Genomic DNA, 19,892 nt, shown 5'->3' with positions numbered 1-19,892 from the left:
ACAGGCAGATTATTACGTGCTAAAACTTAGTTGTTACTAGTTTATAGCTAGTATACCTGTCTCCACAATGGAAGCACAGCCGGGAGGCCCTTAAGGAAAATTTAAGTTGACGGGACGGCTGGCATATGCTACATTATGGATGCAAAGTAAACTTTACAAAAGTAAGGAGAGAAGCAGCGTATGAAATTCAACTGGATGCGCCGCGCGGCGGCCTTTGCCCTGTCCGCGGCCCTGCTGGCCGTGCCCGCCCTGGCGGCGGAGGAGCCCGCGCCCCAGCTGCCCGACGCCTGGGCGGTGGCGGAGCTGGCCGACAGCTATGCCCTGGGCCTGGTGGACGACAGCTACACCACTTATATCCAGAGCGCGGTTACGGCCGAGCAGCTGGAGACCATGACGGGCATCGTGGCCGACAAGCTGGCGGTGCTGGAGCTGCCCCAGCGGACGGCGGACACCGCCGGGCTGGTGGTGGACACCACCCGGGGCGGCGTGATGAACGCCCTGTATCAGGAGGCGGCGGCCTACGATATCGACGGCGTGGAGGATGGCCCGGAGGCCTTCCTCACCGGCCTGGGCGTGGTGCAGGGCGACCGGAGCGGCGAGCTGAATGAGGAGCGCCCCTGCACCTATCAGGAGGCCATGACCATGGCCAAGCGGCTGATCCTGGCGGTCTACGACGCCAACAACGCCGGCTCCAAGGGCCTGCTCTGGAAGGCCACCAATGGGGACAACACCCTCTACCTGCTGGGCACCATCCACATGGATCGCAGCAACGCCTACCCCCTGCACAAGTCTGTGCGGGACGCCCTGGATGCGGCCCAGGTGGTGAGCTTTGAGCTGGATCTCAACGACCAAGAGGGCATGGCCCTGCTGGCCTCCCTCCAGACCTATTCCGACGGCACCACCCTGGCCGACCACATCAGCCCCGAGCTGTACGCGCGGGTGCAGGCGGCGGCGGTGGCCCTGGGCATGGGGCCCAACGACTTTGACAGCTACAAGCCCTGGGCCCTGGCCTCCACCTTTGGGGTGCTGAGCCTTCAGGACGACACCACCAGCGCCAACGCCATGGCCGTGGACTCCTACATCAACGCCTACGCGGTGAACGCCGGCAAGACCATCGACGCCGTGGAGACCTACGCCTTCCAGGGCGGCATCTTCGACGGACTGTCCGCCGAGTATCAGGAGGCCTATCTGGACAGCAGCCTGGCCATGTATGAGACCGCCCTCAGCGGGGAGACGGTCAGCGAGGAGGCCCAGGCGCTGGCCCAGGCCCAGGAGGCGCAGATCGCCGCCATGTTTGACGCCTGGAAGAACCGGGATCCCGACGCCTTCCTGGCGGTCTACGACAAGCAGGCCATCCTCAACAGTGACGACGAGCTCAACGCCAAGCTGTTCACCGAGCGGGATCCGGGCATGATCGCCGCGGCGGCGGAGTACCTGGAGACCGAGGGGGAGAACACCTTCTTCCTGGCCGTGGGCGCGGGCCACATGGTGGATCCCGGCGGCATCGTCTCCGGCCTGCGGGAGCTGGGCTACACCGTGGAGCTGGTGCCCTGAGATGGACGGGAAGCTGAGAGAACGGATTGAGCAGGTGCTGGCCGGCCGGGTGCGGCCCTACCTCCACGGCCACGGCGGCGAGGTAGAGGTAGCGAGCCTGGAGGACGGGGTGCTGCGGGTGCGGCTGCTGGGCCAGTGCTCCGGCTGCCCCTCCGCCGCCATCACCACCGAGCAGCTCATTCAGGAGGAGGTCTGTGCCGCCGTGCCCGAGGTGAAGCAGGTGGTGCTCATCCAGGAGGTGAGCCGGGATCTGCTGGATCAGGCCCGGGCCATTCTGAACCACAGCCGGGAGAACGGCCATGGCTGAGGTGACGGTGGGCGTGCGCTACTGCGGCGGCTGCAACCCCCGGTTTGACCGGGTAGCCGGGGTGGAGGCGCTGACGCGGGCGTGCCCCTCGGCGGACTTCCGGGCCGCGGAGCCGGGCCGGGAGTACGGCGTACTCCTGGTGGTGGGCGGCTGCACGGCCTGCTGCGCCGATCTGGCCGGCCTTTCCGGCCGGGAGCAGGTGATGATCCGCACCGCCGGCGACTTCCGCCGGGCGGAGGAGGCCATCCGCCGGGCCCAATAGGCAAAAAGCTGTAAATTCCGGACGCCGGAGGGGGAAATTTCTCCCTCCGGCGTCCTTGTCTTTCCCGGCAGCGGGGGCTATAATGGTGCTCGTTTGCCCGGTATGCCGGGCGGAGGAAATTCCCCGGAGAGGAGTGCCCCGCGATGACCCTCCTGAATCAAGTCAAAACGCTGTTTTGGCGGGAGACGGTGTTCTGCGTCTCCCTGGTGCTGGCCGCCCTGTCCGCCCTGGCGGTGCGGCCGGACGCGGCCTATCTGTCCTACCCGGATTACCGGACGCTGGCCCTGCTGTTCTGCCTGATGCTCATTGTGGCCGGCTTCCGCTCCCTGGGGGTATTTGAACGGCTGGGCCGCGCCCTGCTGCGGCGGGCGGGCAGCCTGCGGGAGCTGAGCATAGCCCTGGTGCTGCTGTGCTTCTTCTGCAGCATGGTGATCACCAACGACGTGACCCTCATCACCTTCGTGCCCTTCACCCTGCTGGTGTTCCGCATGATCCGGCAGGAGGGGCGTGTGCTCACCCTGGTGGTGCTGGAGACCATCGCCGCCAACCTGGGGAGCATGGCCACCCCCATCGGCAACCCCCAGAACCTCTATCTCTGCTCCGCCGCCGGGCTGACCATGGCCCAGTTCGCCCGGGCGGTGCTCCCCTATGCCGGGCTGTCTCTGGTGCTGCTGCTGGCCGTCCTGCTGCTCCAGCGGGACGAGCCTTTGGGGGAGGCGCGGCCGGAGGAGGAGGGAGAGGCCGCCCCCCTGTCCGCCCTGGCGCCCTATCTGCTCCTGCTGGCGCTGTGCCTGCTGGTGGTGTTCCGGGTGGTGGGCTTCGTCCCCGTGCTCCTGTGCGTGGCGGCGGTGGTGCTGGCGGTGAACCGGAGGCTGTTCCGGTCGGTGGACTACTTCCTTCTGCTCACCTTCCTGTGCTTCTTCATCTTCATCGGCAACCTCAAGCGCATCCCGGCCCTCAACGATCTGCTGCTCTCCCTGGTGGGCGGGCACGAGCTGCTGGCCGGCATCCTGGCCAGCCAGGTGATCAGCAACGTGCCGGCGGCCATTCTTCTCTCCGGCTTCACGCAGAATTTCGCCGCCCTGCTCACCGCCGTCAACCTGGGCGGGCTGGGCACCCTGGTGGCCTCCCTGGCCAGCCTGATCACCTTCAAGTTTTACGCCGCCCAGTATCCCGACCGCAAGGGGCGCTTTCTCCGCAGCTTCACCCTGTGGAACGCGGCCTTCCTTCTGCTCCTGACCGCCGCCGCCCTGCTTTTGGGGTAGGCGGCCTTTACTTCCCCCTCAAAACATGGTACAATACCTCCGACTGGTTTCCACACCCGGTCCAAGCACGGCTGTGCCGTGTTCGTTCGGCGGTTTCGGCCCGGAAGGCCGCCCGCCGTTCTCTAAATACCAAAATGGAGGTAACTCAACCCATGCGCAATTCCAAGGTTCAAAAGCTCGCAATGGCCGCTGTCATCGCCGCAGTATACGCTGTACTGACGGTCACCCTTCCCATCCCACAGTTTGGCACCATCCAGTGCCGACTGGCGGAGGCGCTCACCGTCCTCCCATTCTTTTTCCCTGGGGCAACACCGGGTCTGGTGGTGGGGTGCTTTATCGCCAACCTGTTTTCTCCCTATCCGCTGGATATTCTGTGCGGTACGCTGGCAACGCTGTTGGCTTGCCTGCTGACTCAGCGGATGCCCAATCGCTGGTTGGCCCCTCTCCCCCCGGTGCTATGCAACGCTGTTATTGTGGGGGCAGAAGTGGCTTGGTTTGAGACCGGTTTTACCAGTGCCTTTCCCGCTGCCTATGCGTTCAACGCATTTACCGTGGGCCTGGGGGAGCTGATAGCCTGTTATGTTCTGGGATCTATCCTCATTTCTGTGTTGCCCCAGGTCACTCCTCTCCGCGCCCTCATCCCCCAGAAGCGGTTGGCGCGGCTCTAATACGATAAAGGAGATCTCTTTATGAAAGTACGCAAGGCCGTCATCCCCGCCGCCGGGCTGGGCACCCGGATGCTCCCCGCCACCAAGACCGTCCCCAAGGAGATGCTCCCCATGGTGGACAAGCCGGTGATCCAGTATATCATCGAGGAGGCGGTGGCCGCCGGCATCGAGGACATCCTGATCGTCACCAACCGGGCCAAGTCGGCCATGGACGACTATTTTGACTACTACCCCGAGCTGGAGACCCGCCTGCTCCAGGCGGGGAAGGAGTCGGAGCTGGTGGAGGTGCGCCGGGCCGCCGACCTGGCCAACATCTTCTATGTGCGCCAGAAGGAGACGAAGGGCCTGGGCCACGCCATCGGCCGGGCCCGCCGCTTCGTGGGGGACGAGCCCTTTGCTGTGCTGCTGGGCGACGACATCATGCGGGCGAAAAAGCCTGTGACCCTCCAGCTGGTGGAGGCCGCGGAGAAATACGGCGCCTCCGCCGTGGGGGTGCAGCAGGTGGCCACCGAGGCCATCTCCCGCTACTCCTCCGTGAAGGTCTCCCCCCTGGAGGAGCGGATTTTTGAGGTCTCCGACATGAATGAGAAGCCCACTCCGGAGCAGCGGTTCTCCAACTACGCCATTCTGGGCCGGTATGTGCTCACCCCGGAGATCTTCGACATTCTGGAGAATGTGCACCCCGGCTACGGCGGGGAAATCCAGCTCACCGACGGCCTGCGGGAGCTGTGCCAGAGCCACCGCATGGTGGCCGTGGACTTTGAGGGCCGCCGCTACGACACTGGCAACCTGTGCGGCTTCCTGGAGGCCACCATCGACTTCGCCCTGGATCATCCGGCCACCGGGGCGTGGCTGAAGCACTTCCTGAAAGAGAAGGCCGGGGAGCTCAGGTAAATTGTGTGGAAATGCAGGGGCCCGCGCGTACAGCGCGGGCCCCTGTTTGCTGTGCAGAATTCAGAAAAAAGCAAAAACTTCCCCGGGGCGGGATGGTACAATGGGGCCATCAGACCGGAGGAGGTGGATGCCGTGGCAAAACGGCTGCTGGTGTACGGCCCCGGCCTGCTGAGCCTGGCCTGCGGGGCGCTGTTCACCCCGCTGTTCGAGGAGCTGCTGTTCCGGGGCTGGGTGTGGCGCGGCCTGGAGCGGCACGGTCTTCGGCCTGATCTTCGGCGCGGCCAGGTATAAAAGCGGGCGGATCTGCCCGTCCCTGCTGCTCCACATGGCGGTCAACACCTTCGGGAGCTGATCAGAGGAGATTTTTTCGCGGAAAATGGGAAAAATCCCTTGACTTCCGGTGGGAATCCTATATAATAATATAGCTTGTTTCAAAGAACAGGCACATCCTTGCTCCCGCAGAGGGCGGGGGCCATATGTCCATAAGGAGGTGCAAACAAATGGCAAAACTGAGCGGAAACTACGAGGTGGTCTACATCCTCAACCCCAACCTGGATGAGGAGGCTACCGCGGCCATGGTGGCCAAGTTCAAGACCCTGGTGGAGCAGAACGGCACCCTGGCGGAGGTTGACGAGTGGGGCAAGCGCCACCTGGCCTATCCCATCAACGACCTGACCGAGGGCTACTACGTGCTGATGACCTTCAGCGCCAAGCCCGAGTTCCCCCGCGAGCTGGATCGTATCCTGCGCATTACCGACGGCGTCATGCGCTCCCTGATCGTCTGCAAGGACGACGAGTAAGAGGGGGCAGGCAGAGATGCTGAACCGGATTATTCTCATGGGCCGGCTGACCCGCGACCCCGAGCTGCGCCATACCCAGACGGGCACCCCCGTGGCGTCCTTCTCCCTGGCGGTTGACCGGGACTTCAAGGACAGAAACACCGGCGAGAAGGCCACCGATTTCATCGACATCGTGGCCTGGCGGCAGACCGCCGAGTTTGTCTCCCGCTACTTCACCAAGGGCCGCATGGCCGTGGTGGAGGGCCGGCTCCAGCTGCGTGACTGGACTGACCGGGACGGCAACAAGCGCCGCGCCGCCGAGGTGGTGGCCGACAACGTGTACTTCGGCGACTCCAAGCGGGACGCGGAGGCGGGCGGCTACGCCGCTCCGTCCGGCGGATTCGGCGCCCCGGCCGGCGGCTATGCGCCGCCCCCGGCTCCGGCGGCCGGCGGCTACGCGGCCCCCATGGGCGGCGGCGACCAGTTCGCCGAGCTGTCCGATGACGACGACGGCGAGCTGCCCTTCTGATCACGAACACAACCCGCGCCCGGCGCGGGACATCAAAAACAAGACGGGCTACAGGCCCGTGGTAAAGGAGGTTTCCTGTTATGGCTATGGATAGAGAGCGCCCCCGCGGCCGCAAGCGCCGCAAGGTCTGCACCTTCTGTGTGGACAAGGTGGAGCACATCGATTACAAGGACGCGGCCAAGCTGCGCCGGTTCCTGTCTGAGCGGAGCAAGATCCTGCCCCGCCGCACCACCGGCACCTGCGCCATGCATCAGCGTCAGCTGACCGAGGCCATCAAGCGCGCCCGTCAGATCGCGCTGCTGCCCTTCGTCACCGACTGATTTTAACCGAATCCCCCGAACCGGCCTGGTTCGGGGGATTTTTCATGCAGAAAATCGGCTGTCAAAAGGTGTACCTTTTGACAGCCGATTTTCTCATATCATATTATCACAAAAATTTAGTAATATCAATAACTTTCGCCATTTTTTTGCTGGCATAATTGAATCTTCCGTTATCCTCATATGCGAAAACCACATTTGCCAAAAGGTACACCTTTTGGCAAATGTGGTTGAAAGGAGGGAGACCAATGGTCGGAATTCAACAGACTGCGCTCTCCCTGCTGGACGAGTTGGCCCGGCGGATCGGCTGCACCTACCTGTCCGACCTGCGGTTCCTGGACGCGCCGGGGCGGCAGGCACTGGCCCGAACCCTTGCGGACATACCTGCCGGGGCCGCGGGGCTGCGGGAATGGAATGATGCCCTGGCTTACCTCTCTGGTGAGCCGCCGGAGCCCACGGCCGCGGATGCCCGGGCCCGGCTGTTAGAACGACTCACCCGTTCCACGGCTGATCTGCCGGGGCAGTCCCGGCATTCAGATAGAACAGTTTGAGGAGGAAACACCCATGAAAAAGCGATTGCTGGCAAGCTTCCTGGCCGTCTGCCTTGCCGCATCCCTTCTCCCTGCCCCGGCTTTTGCCGCAGGGGAGGCGGAGAACTACGGGCACAGCGACCACGAAGGATATGAGGAATGGAATACGCGTGACAGTCTGCCGAACCGCGGCGGGAAATACTATCTCAGTACTGACGTGACCATTTCGTCCGTCTGGCCTGTCCCCAACGGCGGCGTGACGCTCTGCCTGAACGGCCACGACATCAACCTGAACGGGAAAAATATCTCTGTGGACGAGGATGTATCCCTGGTCATCTGCGACTGCTCCAGCGAAATCACTCCGGGCTGGCTGGACGAGAGCGAACACCTCTGGAGGCCCGGAACGGGCGATGGTGAATCCTGCGATCTGACCGGCGGCGTGATCTACGGAGGCATAGGTGGCGTCGGCGAAGGTAACAGTGACGGCGCCGGCGGCGGCGCGGTGTATGTGAACGAGGGCAGTCTGACCCTGGCCGGCGGCAACCTGGCCGGCAATCAGAGCGGGTCAAGCTATTACGGCGGTACCAATCTCGGAGGCGCCGTACGGCTCGAGATAGGATCCACCTTTACCATGACCGGCGGCAGTATCACCGGAAACTGCGGCCGCGGCGGCGGGGTCAGTGCCAGCCTCAGCACGGTCTGCCTGTACGGCGGGGAAATTTCCCATAATTACGCAAGCGATAACGGCGGAGGGTTTTCCGCCTCTGGCGGAACTGTCACCATGACCGGCGGCTTTTCCATCACGGAAAACAAGGCCGAGGATGCTGGTGGCGGGATCTACTTCGGTGGACATACGCGAGGTGATGACACAGCAGAGTTCACCATGTCCGGCGGAATGGTGGCGGGTAACTCCGCCCGAACCGGCGGCGGAGTCCATATCGGTGGAACCGTTGAAGGCGTCACCTTCACTATGGCCGGCGGAACGATCCAGAAAAATTCCGCGGAGAAGAATGGGACTTCCTACAGTTATGGAGGCGGCGTATATTTGGCGCGCGGGATCTTCGAACTGACCGGCGGAAGCATTGAAAATAATATCTCTGACAACAGCGGCGGCGGCATATATCTCTATCGAAATAACTACACTTACAATCCATGCCTGAAATTGTCCGGCGGTACGATTCAGGGCAACCATGCCGGCAGCTCTTCCGGCGGAGTAGGCTATTACAACAGCGGCAAGCCTGTCATTGAGCTCTCCGGCTCCCCCGTGGTGACGGGCAACACAAAGGGAAGTTCCTACCTGACAAACAACATCAATCTTAATCTCAGCAGTGCGAAACTCACGATCGCAGGCCCTCTGAACGAGGACGCCCGGCTGGGCGTGACGCCCGGCAGCAGTGACAGCGGCAAGGAATTTACCAGCGGCTGGAGCAGCCACACCCACGGGGCCGGTTACGACACGATTTTCACCAGCGACGACAGCGGCTTTATTGTTTTGCTCTCTGAAGATAATGATGAGCTGATGTTCCACAAGCACTACATATCTTACGAACGCGACAATACACTGGGAAAAATCACCGGCACCTGCACCTGCGGCGCGGAGATCAGCGCCTGGCTGGACGGCGAGACGGAGCGCACATACAACGGCCAGTCCCAGACCTTTGAGATTGAGACCAGCGACAACTGGGGTGACTTCGTCAGCAGTGATTTGAAGGTAGAGTATTACAACAACTCAGATCCCACCTATCCTGTACCGCTGAACGGCGCGCCTGCAGATGTGGGAACGTATCTTGCCGCACTGAGTGGGCGTAGTTTGGGAACTGCGATTCTAAGCTTCTCCATTAAGCCCGGCACGCCTGATCTGGCCGTCACGGCCTCTCCCGCCGCGCTGCCCGGCGGCGGCCGGGTGACCCTCACCGTCACCGGCGCGCCCAAGGACGCGGCGGTGACCGTGACCTGTGACGATTCCAGCATCTATCTCACCCAGGAGGGCGGCGTCTGGTACGCCGACCTGCCCGCCGCCGTGAAGAGCTATACCTTCACGGCCGAAAGTAAGGCCACAACGAATTACAATGCCGGTACGGATACCTGCACTGTGGCCGTGACCGCCCAGCCGGTCACCCCCGACCCGGAGCCCTCTGACCCCGGCAGTTCCTCCGGCGGCTCCACCAGCGTGCGGCGGTACAACATCGAGGCCGACGCGGGCCGGGGCGGCGACATCAGCCCGGACGGCCGGGTGCGGGTGCGCCGGGGCGAGAACCAGACCTTCCGCATCACCGCCGACGACGGCTGGGAGATTGCCGACGTGGAGGTGGACGGCGAGAGCGTGGGCGCGGTGGAGCGCTACACCTTCGAGAACGTGCGCACCGACCACACCATCTCCGTCACCTTCCGGCAGATCGTGACCGAGCCGGAGGAGCCCGAGACCCCCGCCCTGCCCTTCACCGACGTGGCCGAGGGCGACTGGTACCACGACGCGGTGGCGTACTGCTGGGAGAACGGCATCATGGACGGCACCAGCGGCACCTTGTTTGCGCCCAACCTGCTTCTGAACCGGGCCATGATGGCCCAGGTGCTCTACAACCTGGCCGATGGCACACCCGCCGCCGCGGCGGGCTTCCCCGACGTGAGCCCCACGGCCTGGTACGCCGACGCGGTGAACTGGGCGGCGGCCAACGGCTATGTCACCGGCTACGACAACGGCCTCTTCGGCCCCGAGGACGACCTGACCCGGGAGCAGATGGCGGCGATCCTGTACCGCTATGCCGGCTCCCCCGCGCCCGCCGGTACCCTGGACGGCTTCGCGGACGCCGCGTCCGCCTCCGCCTACGCGGTGGACGCCCTGCGCTGGGCGGTGGGCGAGGGCCTGCTGACCGGCAAGGACGGCGGACGGCTGGATCCCACCGGCACCGCCTCCCGCGCCGAGCTGGCCCAGATCCTGGCCCGCTTCGCCGGGTAGGACTGCGCGCTCCCGCTCATTCCAAAACAAACCCGGCCCCGGAGCGCTGCTCCGGGGCCGGGTTTTTCAGTTGGCCGGGGGGAGAGATTCGGGCTGGGCGGGGGCCTCGGGGAAGGCCACCGCCGCCTTGAACAGATCTCCGTCGATGTCCAGGCGGAACTGGCCCCCCTGGAGCTCCGTAAGGCTGCGGGCGATGGACAGGCCCAGGCCGGAGCCCTCGGTGGTGCGGGACTCCTCCCCCCGCACGAAGCGCTCCATAAGCTGCTCCGCCGGGATGTTCAGGGCCTGCCGGGACACGTTCTTGATGGACAGGCGCACCTGCCCCTCCCAGACCGTCACGCCGATGTAGATCCGGGTGCCCTCCAGGGCGTACTTGTTGCAGTTGGACAGCAGGTTGTCGATCACCCGCCACAGGTGGCGGCCGTCGGCCATGATCCAGGCCTCCTCCGCCGGATAGGTGGGCACCGCCGTCAGGCCGGACTGGACAAAGCGCTCCTCCCACTCCCCCAGGGCCTGCTGGAGCAGCTGCACCATGCCCAGCCGCTCCAGATGAACCGGCAGGCTGCCGGTGGACGCCTTGGACGCCTCCACCAGATCCTCCGTCAGCTTTTTCAGCCGGTGGCTCTTGCGCTCCAGCACCTCCAGGTATTCCGGGGCGTGGGGGCTGTCCAGCCCCTGCTTGCGCAGCAGATCCACGTAGTTGATGATGCTGGTCAGGGGGGTTTTCAGATCGTGGGACACGTTGGTGATCAGCTCGGCCTTGAACCGCTCGCTGCGCAGGCGCTCGTCCACCGCCGTGCCCACGGCCTCGCCCAGGTCGTTGAGCTGCCCGGCATGGGCGGCCAGGTCGTAGTACATGTGGCTGGTGTCAATTTTGAACTCCGGCTCGCCGCCCAGGATGCGCTCCGTGCCGTCCCGCACCCGCCGCCACTGGAGCGTCCAGCGGCACAGCGCAAACAGGGCGACGGCCTGGAGGGCCACCCATACGGGGAACGGCAGCGACAGGAAGAAGACGCTGCACACCACATAGAGGAGGAACAGCAGCACCGTCCGGCCGGTGAGGGGCCAGGCCCGGGCCAGGGCCCGGAGTCCACGGCCGATCAGGCTGCCCAGCATCCGCAGCACGTTGTTGTGCCAGAAGGTGCCCGCCCTGATGCGGGCGGCGGCGGTGAGGCACAGGGCCAGCAGGGTGCCCATCACCCCGATGGTGATGAACCCAAGGCCCACCCACAGCTCGGTGACCAGCTCCAGGGTGTTGAGCCCGTAGGTGATGGAGTCCCCGGCGTTGATCAGCACGGCGATGATCCAGAAGGCGCAGAAGGCCAGCGCATCAAAGGGGATGCGGTCAAACCAGTTGAGGGCGGGGCGGGGCCGCCCTGCCTGCCAGCCGGCGGCGCGGAACAGGAAGACCAGCAGCACCCCGGTACAGGCGTCCAGCACCAGCGCCAGCACGGCCACCAGGGGCAGATAGCGGACATAGCTCTGGAAATCCTGCTGGCCGCTCCAGAACTCATCCCGGACGATGAGAGGGTCGGCCACGCCGTACTCCAGGGCCAGCACCGACTGGGTCACCCGGCTGTCCTTGGCCTCGTCGTAGTCCCAGGCGTCATCCCCGTCAAAGGTGTAGCCGTAGTAGGCAGCCTGTTCGACGTCCTCCGGGAGAAAGAGCTGCACGGTGCCGTCGGGGAGCACCACGTTCAGCAGATAATAGCCCCGGCCGCTGTCCCAGATCATGTAGTCGTTGCCGGCTACGCCGCTGTTCTGGGCCACGATGAGCTCGGTCTGCTCCACCGCATGGACGTGATCCTCCAAAGCGGCGCTTCCCTCCAGGTTGGAGTAGATCAGGATACCCGTGTCGTTCCGGCGGATGTTGAAGCGGAAGTTGGTCTGCTCTGCCGACAGGGCCTCCTCCAGGTTTTCCAGCCGGCGCTGATCCAGGTAGGGCAGGGTGCCCTCCCACTCCCTGGCCTGGAGCAGCCGGGCCAGCTCATGGAGCTGAACCTCCCGGTTCATGAGATCATCGTAGTAGTCGCTGCTGTCGTAGTAGCTGCTGCCCAGCCAGAGGGTGTCCCACTGGCTGATGGTGAACACCGTAGTCCAGAAGCCCCCCGCCCCGATGATCAGGGTCAGCAGCACCGCCGCCGCCTTGGCCGCCAGGCTGGTCTTGAATTTGTTCATGGGATCACCTCGGAAGGGCAGTGAAGAGTGAATAGGGAAAAGTGAATAGTAGGGGCGGATATGATCCGCCCAGATGGATGGAGGCCCCTACGCTTTTTCCATCTTGTAACCCAATCCCCACACCACCTTGATGTAGCGGGGGTTGGCCGGGTCAATCTCCAGCTTCTCCCGCAGGTGGCGGATGTGGACGGCCACCGTGTTCTCCGAGCCCAGAGAGGGGTCGTTCCACACCAGCTCGTAGATCTGGCTGGTGGAGAACACCCGGCCGGGGTTCTTCATCAGCAACAGGAGGATGTTGTACTCCAGGGGGGTGAGGCTCACCGGCTCCCCGTCCACCGTCACCGACTTGGCCCCGTCGTCCATGGCGATGCCGCCGTTGGTGAGCAGGGAGGAATTGTCGTTCCCGCCGCCGCTCTTGCCCCCCAGGCTGGTGTACCGCCGCAGCTGGCTCTTCACCCGGGCGATCACCTCAATGGGGTTGAAGGGCTTGGTGATGTAGTCGTCCGCGCCGATGTTCAGGCCCAGGATCTTGTCGCTGTCCTCGCTCTTGGCGGTGAGCAGGATGATGGGCACGTTGCAGCTCTCCCGCAGCTTGGCGGTGGTGCGGATGCCGTCCAGGCCGGGCATCATCACGTCCAGCAGGATCAGATCCACCGGCTGGCGCTTCACCGCCTCCAGGCACTCCAGCCCGTCATAGGCCTTTACCGTCTCGTACCCCTCGCTGGTCAGGTAGATGTCCAGGGCGGAGACGATGTCCTTGTCGTCGTCGCAGATCAGAATGGTGTTCATACCCTCACCTCGTCTTGCAGAATCAGTCTAGCGGAAAAGATTTAAGTCCCACGGGGGAAATGTTTTAAGAAGGCTTTAAGACATGGAACATTTTACCCTAACTTCCGTCTAAAAAGCAAATAAAATTATGAGGAGGGTTCCCCGTGAAAGGAAAGCTGCTGTCTCTGCTCCTGCCCCTGGCCCTGCTGGTGGGCTGCGCCGCCCCCCTCGGGGCGGGTGTGACCGACCTGTCCCGGCAGTTTGCGCTCGGAACGTCCGCGCCCCCGGAGGCCGACGGGGCGGCGGACGCCGCCATCGGCAATCTGGGGGCCCAGCTGCTCCGGGCGGTGCGGGAGCCGGGGGTGAACACCCTGCTCTCCCCCCTGTCCATTTCCCTGGCCCTGTCCATGACGGCCAACGGCGCCGCCGGGGATACCCTGGCGGAGTTTGAGGCCCTGCTGGGGGCGGATGTGGACACCGTCAACGCCAACGCCGCCTCCCTGCTGGCCGAGTATCGGGATTTGGGCGGCAGCACCGTGTCCAATCTGGCCGACTCCCTGTGGCTGGACGACAGCCTGGAGGCCAACGAGCTGTTTCTCTCCCGGTGCGCCGCCTTCTATGATGCGGGGCTCTACCAGGCCGACCTCGCCACCGAGCAGACCAGACGGGCGGTGAACGGCTGGGTGGAGGAGAACACCGGCGGCATGATCCCCGAGATATTGACAGAGATGCCGGCGGAGGACGCCGCCCTGCTGCTGGTCAACGCCCTCTATTTGAAAAACACCTGGGCCGACGGGTTCGACCCGAACAGCACCCGGGAGGACAGCTTCTACGCCGCCGACGGGACGGGCACGGTAACCGACTTTCTCTCCAACGGCATCCGGCAGGAGCAGTACTTCCGCACTGAAGACGCCGCCGGGGTTGTGCTCCCCTACGACGACGGGCGGCTGGCCTTCGCGGCCGTCCTGCCCGATGGGGACTTGGACGCCTGGCTGGAAGACCTGGACGGGGGCACCTTCCCGGCGCTGATCGGGGCGGCGGAGGACACCCGGCTGCTGCTCCGCATGCCAAAATTCGAGGCCGAGTGGGGCGGCGAGCTGAAAGACGTCCTGTCCGCCCTGGGCCTGGACGCCGCCTTCGACCCGGCCCGTGCCGACCTCTCCGGGCTGGGCACCACGGAAAGCGGCGGCCCGCTGTTCATCGACTCGGTGCTCCACCGGGCCAAGATCCAGGTGGACGAGGAGGGCACCGAGGCCGCCGCGTCCACGGTGGTGATGGCGCCGGCGGGGGCGCCCGCACCTATGGACTATGAGGAGCTGATTCTGGATCGGCCTTTCTGCTATGCCATTGTGGATCTGGAGCGGGGGGTGCCCCTGTTTCTGGGCACCTTTGAGCGGCCGTAAAGCGGCGGGCGGATGATATCCGCCCCTACAAAATTGCGGCGATCTGTGGTATGCTGGGGGAAAGGAGGCGGGAAAGATGGTGCTGTGGCTGGGACACGGGGACGCATATGAGCTTCTGGGAGAGCTGGTAACGGCGGAGTACGGCCTGGCCGACCTGCCGCCCGTGGAGCGGGAGGAAAACGGCAAGCCCTTCTTTCCCAGCGCGCCGGGCCTCCACTTCAACCTGAGCCACAGCGGGGGCCTGGCCCTGTGCGGCGCGGGGGGCGCCCCCCTGGGGGTGGATGTGGAGCTGGTGCGCCCCCGGCGGGCGGGCCTGGCCCGGCATGTGCTCTCCGGGAGGGAATACGCCTGGTTTCAACAGCAGGGGGGCGGCTGGGGGACGTTTTATACCCTCTGGACGCTGAAGGAGGCACGGGTCAAGTGCACCGGCCTGGGCCTGCGGCAGGCCCCCCGCACCATCGCCGTCCCCCTGCTGGCGCCGGGGGAGGAGGGGACGCTGGACGGGCTGGTCTTCCGGGCCTATTCCGGCGAAACCTGGCGGGCGGCGGCCTGCTGTGTCCCGCCGGAGACCCCCTCCGGACGAATTGTTAGAATTTCTTAATCATTCTTTAAGGATTGCACCGAGGTTTTCTAAAGAAAACTCCGCTATACTGGGTACAGTAAAGGAGGGGAACCCCCGTGCGTATTCTGATTCTCACCGGAAAATTCGGCATGGGCCACTGGTCGGCCTCCCAGTCCCTGCGCCAGCAGCTGCTGCGGGCGTTTCCCGGGGCTGAGGTGGAGGTGCTGGATCTGGTGGCACAGGCCATGCCCAACGCCTCCGATGCCATGTATAAATGCTTCAACCTGCTGGTCACCCGGGGCAGCGGGCTGTTCAATCTCTACTATAAGCTGACGCGGGATCTGCCCGCCGACACCTGGACTCTGCTGGACGACCTGTTTCTGGATGAGCTGTCCGGCCTGATGGTGGAGAAGAGCCCCGACGCGGTGATCGCCACCCACCCCCTGTGCGCCCGGATGGTATCCCGCTGGAAGGGGGCCACGGGCAGCCGCCTGCCCCTGATCACCTGCGTCACCGACCTGTCCAGCCACTCCGAGTGGATCCACCGGTACACCGACTGCTACCTGGTGGGCTCCAACGACATCAGGGAGAAGCTGGCCGCCAAGGGGGTGGAGCGGGAGAGCATCTGTGTCACCGGCATCCCCGTCCGCTGTGAGTTCAAGCGGCCCGTGGTGCGCCGGCCGGGCCGCACCCGCCAGCTTTTGATCATGGGCGGCGGGCTGGGCCTGCTGCCCAGGAAGGACAGCTTTTATGAGGCGCTGGACGCCCTGCCCGGCGTCCACACCACCATTATCACCGGCCGGAACCAGAAGCTCTACGACCGCCTGGCGGGCAGGTATCCCCACATCCAGGTGCTGGGCTTCACCGACCGGGTTTACGACTACATGGCCCGGGCCGATCTGGTGCTCACCAAGCCCGGCGGCATCACCCTGTTTGAGACCATCTTCTCCGAGCTGCCCATCCTGGCGTGGGAGCCCTTTCTGGAGCAGGAGAAGCTCAACGCCCGCTTCCTGGTGAAGCGGGGACTGGGCCGCGTGGCGGCCAAGGAGCCCGAGGAGTGCCTGGAGGCCATTCGGGCGCTGATTTACGACGACGCGGCCCTGGAGTCCATGCGCGCCAACATGCGGCATATGAAGGGGCAGCTGGAGAGCGAGAGCCTGGCCCGGATTCTGGCGGGCCTGCGGGAGGAAAAAGGAGTGGGCGTGGCATGAGCAGGAAAAAGACGCTGGTCGGCATCGGGCTGATTGTGGCCATCATGGCCCTCACCGGCTGGATGCTGTTCAAGGATCAGCCCATCACCCGGCTGCTCCAGATCCTGGGCCGGCTTAAGCCCGGCTGGCTGGTGCTGGGCCTGGGGCTCATGCTGGTGTTTGTGGGGTGCGAGGCCCTGTGCTCCCACCTGATCCTGGGCCGGCTGGGCCACAGGGCGCCCTACCGGCACTGCCTGGGCTACTCCTTCGTGGGCTTCTATGTCAGCTCCATCACCCCCTCCGCCACCGGCGGCCAGCCCGCCCAGGTCTACTACATGTCCAAGGACGGCATCCCCGCCGCCCACGGGGCCCTGAACATGATGCTCATCGCCGTGTGCTATCAGGTGGTGGTCATGGGCTACGCCCTGGCCATCGTCCTGCTGCGCTTTGATCTGGTGACCAACCTGGGCACCGGGCTGGGGCTGCTGCTCCTGTTCGGCGCGGCGGTGAACGGGGTGCTGACGGCGGGCATGCTGTGCCTCATGTTCCTCCCCAACGCCGCCCGGAAGCTCACCGGCTGTGTGCTGTCCCTGCTGGTGCGGGTGCGCCTGGTGCGCAACGAGGCCGCCGCCCGGGAGAAGCTGGAGAAGCAGATGGAGGAGTACCGCCGGGGGGCCGAGTGCGTCAAGCAGAACCCCGGCCTGGCGCCCGCCCTGCTGGGCGTCACCTTCTGCCAGCTCACCGCCCTGTTCGCCGTGCCCCTGGTGGTGTACCACGCCTTCGGCCTCAGCGGCAGCGGCGCCATGGCCATCATCGGCACCCAGGCCCTGGTCACCCTGGCGGTGGCCTCCCTCCCCCTGCCCGGGGCGGTGGGCGCCTCCGAGGGCGGCTTTGTGGCCGCCATGAAGCTCTTCTTCGGTGCGGGGCTGGTGGCCCCGGCGGTGCTGGTCTCCCGGGGCATCAGCTTCTACGCTTTCCTCCTGATCAGCGCGGGCGTCACCCTGACAGTCCACCTGCGCACCCGGAAAAACCGGGCCATCGAGATCTCCCCCCGCCTCCCTAAGACGGCCCGGGGCACGGTGGCAACATAAGATCCCGGCGGGCGGCCATCCGGCAAACGGGTGGCCGCCCCTTCCGCCCCGGCGCCGGGGCGGCAAAACACATCCTTGCAGGTGGACTATGATGGATATGGATAAGGAACAGTGGAACGGGGCCCCGGGGCCCATGGAGGCGGAGCCGCCGGGCGGCAGCGCGGAGGCCCCGGAGCGCCTGAGCCGGTTTAGATATGCCGCCGCTGCGGCGGCAAAAGGGGCCGTGGTGGGCGGAACCATGCTGATCCCCGGGGTCAGCGGCGGCACCACGGCCATCATCCTGGGCATCTATGACCAGCTGGTTCGGGCGGTCAGCGGCTTCCGCGCCCACAAACGGGAGAGCCTGCGGCTGCTGTTCTGGTTCTGCCTGGGGGCCTGCGGCGGGATCCTCCTGCTGGCCCGGCCCCTGCTGGGCCTGCTGGAGCAGTTCCCCCTCCCCACCGGCTGCTTTTTCCTGGGGGCGGTGGCGGGCAGCGTGCCCGCCGTCTACCGGAAGAGCCGGATCCAGCACTTCCAGTGGCGGGTGCCCGTCTATGTGCTGCTGGGGGCGGCGCTGGTGCTGGCGCTGAACCGCCTGCCGGTTCCGGCCCATGAAGCGGCGGCCGGCGGGGCCGGGGGCTTCCTGCTCCTGCTGCTGGCGGGGGCGCTGGCGGCGGCGGCCCTGGTGCTGCCCGGCATCAGCGTGTCCTACCTGCTCCTGCTGCTGGGGCTGTATGACGGGACGATGACGGCCATTGCCCGCCTGGATCTGGCCTTCCTGTTCCCCCTGGCCCTGGGGCTGCTGGCGGGGATCTTTCTGTTCACCAGGGCGTTGGATCTGCTGATGACCCGCTATCCCCGGGCCACCTATCTGGTGATTCTGGGCTTCATGCTGGCCTCCCTGCCCACCCTGCTCCCCGGGCTGCCGGGCGCGGCGGAGTGGCTGCCCTGCCTGCTCTCCCTGCTGGCCGGCTTTTTGATCATCCACCGGGTTTCCCGGCTGTGAGCGGGCTCATTGCCTCTTGTGCCGGGGCCGCTCCTGTATTATAATGTGGCTACGTTTTGAGCAGGAGGAGCGACTATGAAATATTTGGGTATCGATTTGGGCGGCACCAACGTGGCCGCAGCCGTGGTGGACGAGGAAGGGGCTGTCCTGGGCAAGGTCAGCCTGCCCACGCCCCGGGGTGTTGAGGCGGTGGCCGACCAGATGGCGGCGGCCTCCCGGGCCGCCGTGGAGGCCGCCGGGCTTTCCATGGACGACATCGCGTCGGTGGGCATCGGCTCCCCCGGGGCCATCGACCCGGAGAACGGTGTGGTAAAATTCTGGTCTAACCTGGATTTCCGGAACGTGCCGCTGGCGGAGATGATGAGCAGGCGGCTGGGCAAGGAGATCTACCTGGAGAACGACGCCAACGCCGCCGCCCTGGGGGAGTACGCCGCCGGGGCGGGCAAGGGCAGCCAGTCCCTGGTGCTGGTCACCCTGGGCACCGGGGTGGGCAGCGGCGCGGTGCTGAACGGCAAGCTCTACACCGGCTTCAACTACGCCGGCATGGAGGCGGGCCACATGGTCATCGAGCACGGCGGGCGGCCCTGCACCTGCGGCCGCCGGGGCTGCTTTGAGGCCTACTGCTCCGCCACCGCCCTCATCAAGCGCACCCGGGAGGTGATGGAGGAGGATCCCAACTCCCTGCTGTGGAAGCTGGCGGGGAGCCCGGAGGAGGTCAACGGCCGCACCCCCTTCGACGCCGCGGCCCAGGGCGACGCCGCCGCCGGCAGGGTCATTGACGAGTACGTGGACTACCTGGGCTGCGGCATCGCCAGCCTGGTGAACCTCTTCCAGCCCGAGGTGGTGTGCATCGGCGGCGGGCCCTCCGCCCAGGGGGAGACCCTCATGGCCCCGGTGCGCTACATCCTCAACCGGGAGGACTATGCCCGCAACAACCTCCACCGCACCCGGCTGGTGCGGGCCTCCCTGGGCAACGACGCGGGCATTATCGGCGCGGCCCTGCTGCCGCTGTTCCGATAGGGTCTAGGGGGAGCTGTCTTCTGAAAGGCCTCGCAGAGTTCCGCCGCCCGAAGGCGGCGGAATCAAGTTCAAATCTGTCATTTCCGGGGACATGCGCCTCGGAAATGACACTTCTCATGGCGGAAGGGCCGACTTTTTCGCAAGAAATCGAGGCCCTCCCGCCGTGCGATCCTTTTTGAAAAAGCGGCTTTGCCGCTTTTTCGAAGCAGGACGGAGGGCCCGCTCAGAGCGGGCCCTCCGTTGGTTCATAGCCGGCACAGGGGCCGGCATCCGGCTCCACTCCGTCCTCCCCCTCCTTGGGCAGGGGAAACAGGAGCAGGGACACCCCATACAGCACCGCCGCCGCCGCGGCAATGGCCTCGATCTTGTGCCCCTCCAGCCACCCCCTCCAGGGCTCCAGCTGGGGGAGCTTCCCCGCCCCGGCATAGAGCCCCACGGCGAGGATGACGCACAGGGCCAGCCGGGTGAGGGCCTGGGACTTTTCCGGCCTGGTCTCCACAGGCTCCGCCTCCTTTCCCTCCAGTATAGTGCGGGGCAGGGGCGGTACAGAACGGAAATCTGCCCGGATCGGGTGTGAAGAATCGGTAAATTCTGAGAGGCCGGGCTTGTTCCGGCGGCGGGGATCTACTATAAT

Annotated in this window: 21 protein-coding genes; 18 read left to right on the top strand and 3 right to left on the bottom strand. The window is 65.3% G+C overall.

Annotation, left to right across the window (positions count from 1 at the left end):
• Nucleotides 1–180 precede the first annotated feature (180 nt).
• From B5E42_RS09495 to B5E42_RS19590, 12 genes are all read left to right on the top strand, one after another.
• Entirely contained in the window at nucleotides 181–1,554 is a 1,374-nt protein-coding gene (locus B5E42_RS09495; protein WP_087239006.1) for a TraB/GumN family protein, read from the top strand.
• A gap of 1 nt (nucleotide 1,555) precedes the next feature.
• Nucleotides 1,556–1,861 carry a NifU family protein gene (locus tag B5E42_RS09490; protein ID WP_191379611.1) on the top strand — a complete coding sequence of 102 codons (306 nt, stop codon included), beginning with the start codon at nucleotides 1,556–1,558 and terminating at the stop codon, nucleotides 1,859–1,861.
• The gene (locus tag B5E42_RS09485) at nucleotides 1,854–2,123 is read left to right on the top strand and encodes a hypothetical protein (protein WP_087239004.1); all 270 of its coding nucleotides are present in this window, start codon (nucleotides 1,854–1,856) and stop codon (nucleotides 2,121–2,123) included. The genes B5E42_RS09490 and B5E42_RS09485 overlap by 8 nt, the downstream gene beginning before the upstream one ends.
• A gap of 143 nt (nucleotides 2,124–2,266) precedes the next feature.
• Nucleotides 2,267–3,388, top strand: coding sequence for an SLC13 family permease (locus B5E42_RS09480; RefSeq protein ID WP_087239002.1), 1,122 nt, complete (start codon nucleotides 2,267–2,269; stop codon nucleotides 3,386–3,388).
• Nucleotides 3,389–3,540: 152 nt separating this feature from the next.
• Nucleotides 3,541–4,056, top strand: a complete 516-nt coding sequence (locus tag B5E42_RS09475; protein ID WP_087239000.1) for a QueT transporter family protein — start codon at nucleotides 3,541–3,543, stop codon at nucleotides 4,054–4,056.
• A 21-nt stretch (nucleotides 4,057–4,077) separates the two neighbouring features.
• Nucleotides 4,078–4,950: a UTP--glucose-1-phosphate uridylyltransferase GalU gene (galU, locus tag B5E42_RS09470; protein ID WP_087238998.1), complete on the top strand. Its 873-nt coding sequence runs from the start codon at nucleotides 4,078–4,080 to the stop codon at nucleotides 4,948–4,950.
• A 132-nt stretch (nucleotides 4,951–5,082) separates the two neighbouring features.
• Nucleotides 5,083–5,241 (top strand): CPBP family intramembrane glutamic endopeptidase, encoded by a 159-nt coding sequence (locus tag B5E42_RS19175; RefSeq protein ID WP_162613957.1) that lies wholly within the window; start codon nucleotides 5,083–5,085, stop codon nucleotides 5,239–5,241.
• A 209-nt stretch (nucleotides 5,242–5,450) separates the two neighbouring features.
• Nucleotides 5,451–5,750: a 30S ribosomal protein S6 gene (gene rpsF / locus B5E42_RS09465; RefSeq protein WP_087238996.1), complete on the top strand. Its 300-nt coding sequence runs from the start codon at nucleotides 5,451–5,453 to the stop codon at nucleotides 5,748–5,750.
• 16 nt (nucleotides 5,751–5,766) lie between these two features.
• Nucleotides 5,767–6,258 (top strand): single-stranded DNA-binding protein, encoded by a 492-nt coding sequence (ssb, locus tag B5E42_RS09460; RefSeq protein ID WP_087238994.1) that lies wholly within the window; start codon nucleotides 5,767–5,769, stop codon nucleotides 6,256–6,258.
• A gap of 80 nt (nucleotides 6,259–6,338) precedes the next feature.
• The gene (gene rpsR / locus B5E42_RS09455; RefSeq protein WP_087238992.1) at nucleotides 6,339–6,578 is read left to right on the top strand and encodes a 30S ribosomal protein S18; all 240 of its coding nucleotides are present in this window, start codon (nucleotides 6,339–6,341) and stop codon (nucleotides 6,576–6,578) included.
• Between the two features lie 245 nt (nucleotides 6,579–6,823).
• Nucleotides 6,824–7,126, top strand: a complete 303-nt coding sequence (locus B5E42_RS09450; protein WP_204244398.1) for a hypothetical protein — start codon at nucleotides 6,824–6,826, stop codon at nucleotides 7,124–7,126.
• Nucleotides 7,127–7,139: 13 nt separating this feature from the next.
• Nucleotides 7,140–10,061, top strand: coding sequence for an S-layer homology domain-containing protein (locus B5E42_RS19590; protein WP_242967079.1), 2,922 nt, complete (start codon nucleotides 7,140–7,142; stop codon nucleotides 10,059–10,061).
• Nucleotides 10,062–10,127: 66 nt separating this feature from the next.
• On the opposite strand, the gene B5E42_RS09440 is transcribed toward B5E42_RS19590, so the two are convergent.
• Both B5E42_RS09440 and B5E42_RS09435 read right to left on the bottom strand, forming a co-directional pair.
• Nucleotides 10,128–12,239: a HAMP domain-containing sensor histidine kinase gene (locus B5E42_RS09440; RefSeq protein WP_087238990.1), complete on the bottom strand. Its 2,112-nt coding sequence runs from the start codon at nucleotides 12,237–12,239 to the stop codon at nucleotides 10,128–10,130.
• An 87-nt stretch (nucleotides 12,240–12,326) separates the two neighbouring features.
• Nucleotides 12,327–13,028, bottom strand: coding sequence for a response regulator transcription factor (locus B5E42_RS09435; protein ID WP_087238988.1), 702 nt, complete (start codon nucleotides 13,026–13,028; stop codon nucleotides 12,327–12,329).
• A gap of 143 nt (nucleotides 13,029–13,171) precedes the next feature.
• On the opposite strand from B5E42_RS09435, the gene B5E42_RS09430 reads away from it, so the two are divergent.
• The 6 genes from B5E42_RS09430 to B5E42_RS09405 all read left to right on the top strand — a co-directional run bounded on the left by B5E42_RS09430 (nucleotide 13,172) and on the right by B5E42_RS09405 (nucleotide 19,258).
• Complete coding sequence (locus tag B5E42_RS09430) at nucleotides 13,172–14,410, top strand: serpin family protein (protein WP_087238986.1); 1,239 nt, start codon at nucleotides 13,172–13,174, stop codon at nucleotides 14,408–14,410.
• Between the two features lie 76 nt (nucleotides 14,411–14,486).
• Nucleotides 14,487–15,011: a 4'-phosphopantetheinyl transferase superfamily protein gene (locus B5E42_RS09425; RefSeq protein ID WP_087238984.1), complete on the top strand. Its 525-nt coding sequence runs from the start codon at nucleotides 14,487–14,489 to the stop codon at nucleotides 15,009–15,011.
• Between the two features lie 77 nt (nucleotides 15,012–15,088).
• A complete protein-coding gene (locus B5E42_RS09420; RefSeq protein WP_087238982.1) occupies nucleotides 15,089–16,183 on the top strand; it encodes a glycosyltransferase in 1,095 nt (364 codons plus the stop codon).
• Nucleotides 16,180–17,253 (top strand): lysylphosphatidylglycerol synthase transmembrane domain-containing protein, encoded by a 1,074-nt coding sequence (locus B5E42_RS09415; RefSeq protein ID WP_087238979.1) that lies wholly within the window; start codon nucleotides 16,180–16,182, stop codon nucleotides 17,251–17,253. Before B5E42_RS09420 ends, B5E42_RS09415 begins: the two co-directional genes overlap by 4 nt.
• A 97-nt stretch (nucleotides 17,254–17,350) precedes the next feature.
• The gene (locus B5E42_RS09410) at nucleotides 17,351–18,238 is read left to right on the top strand and encodes a DUF368 domain-containing protein (RefSeq protein ID WP_242967078.1); all 888 of its coding nucleotides are present in this window, start codon (nucleotides 17,351–17,353) and stop codon (nucleotides 18,236–18,238) included.
• Between the two features lie 75 nt (nucleotides 18,239–18,313).
• A complete protein-coding gene (locus B5E42_RS09405; protein WP_087238977.1) occupies nucleotides 18,314–19,258 on the top strand; it encodes an ROK family protein in 945 nt (314 codons plus the stop codon).
• 223 nt (nucleotides 19,259–19,481) lie between these two features.
• Here B5E42_RS09405 and B5E42_RS09400 read toward each other — a convergent pair whose 3' ends face one another.
• Entirely contained in the window at nucleotides 19,482–19,757 is a 276-nt protein-coding gene (locus tag B5E42_RS09400; RefSeq protein ID WP_087238975.1) for a hypothetical protein, read from the bottom strand.
• Nucleotides 19,758–19,892 lie beyond the last annotated feature (135 nt).

Source organism: Flavonifractor sp. An10 (genome assembly GCF_002161215.1).
Taxonomy (GTDB): Bacteria; Bacillota; Clostridia; order Oscillospirales; family Oscillospiraceae; genus Flavonifractor; species Flavonifractor avistercoris.
This window is presented reverse-complemented; position numbering and strand designations above follow the sequence as displayed.

Coding starts and splice junctions, on each gene's coding strand:
- B5E42_RS09435 (WP_087238988.1), bottom strand. CDS start 13,028: ATGAACACCATTCTGATCTGCGACGACGACAAGGACATCGTCTCCGCC.
- rpsF (WP_087238996.1), top strand. CDS start 5,451: ATGGCAAAACTGAGCGGAAACTACGAGGTGGTCTACATCCTCAACCCC.
- B5E42_RS09410 (WP_242967078.1), top strand. CDS start 17,351: ATGGATAAGGAACAGTGGAACGGGGCCCCGGGGCCCATGGAGGCGGAG.
- B5E42_RS09405 (WP_087238977.1), top strand. CDS start 18,314: ATGAAATATTTGGGTATCGATTTGGGCGGCACCAACGTGGCCGCAGCC.
- rpsR (WP_087238992.1), top strand. CDS start 6,339: ATGGCTATGGATAGAGAGCGCCCCCGCGGCCGCAAGCGCCGCAAGGTC.
- B5E42_RS19590 (WP_242967079.1), top strand. CDS start 7,140: ATGAAAAAGCGATTGCTGGCAAGCTTCCTGGCCGTCTGCCTTGCCGCA.
- B5E42_RS09480 (WP_087239002.1), top strand. CDS start 2,267: ATGACCCTCCTGAATCAAGTCAAAACGCTGTTTTGGCGGGAGACGGTG.
- ssb (WP_087238994.1), top strand. CDS start 5,767: ATGCTGAACCGGATTATTCTCATGGGCCGGCTGACCCGCGACCCCGAG.
- B5E42_RS09485 (WP_087239004.1), top strand. CDS start 1,854: ATGGCTGAGGTGACGGTGGGCGTGCGCTACTGCGGCGGCTGCAACCCC.
- galU (WP_087238998.1), top strand. CDS start 4,078: ATGAAAGTACGCAAGGCCGTCATCCCCGCCGCCGGGCTGGGCACCCGG.
- B5E42_RS09425 (WP_087238984.1), top strand. CDS start 14,487: ATGGTGCTGTGGCTGGGACACGGGGACGCATATGAGCTTCTGGGAGAG.
- B5E42_RS09490 (WP_191379611.1), top strand. CDS start 1,556: ATGGACGGGAAGCTGAGAGAACGGATTGAGCAGGTGCTGGCCGGCCGG.
- B5E42_RS09495 (WP_087239006.1), top strand. CDS start 181: ATGAAATTCAACTGGATGCGCCGCGCGGCGGCCTTTGCCCTGTCCGCG.
- B5E42_RS09440 (WP_087238990.1), bottom strand. CDS start 12,239: ATGAACAAATTCAAGACCAGCCTGGCGGCCAAGGCGGCGGCGGTGCTG.
- B5E42_RS09475 (WP_087239000.1), top strand. CDS start 3,541: ATGCGCAATTCCAAGGTTCAAAAGCTCGCAATGGCCGCTGTCATCGCC.
- B5E42_RS09415 (WP_087238979.1), top strand. CDS start 16,180: ATGAGCAGGAAAAAGACGCTGGTCGGCATCGGGCTGATTGTGGCCATC.
- B5E42_RS09450 (WP_204244398.1), top strand. CDS start 6,824: ATGGTCGGAATTCAACAGACTGCGCTCTCCCTGCTGGACGAGTTGGCC.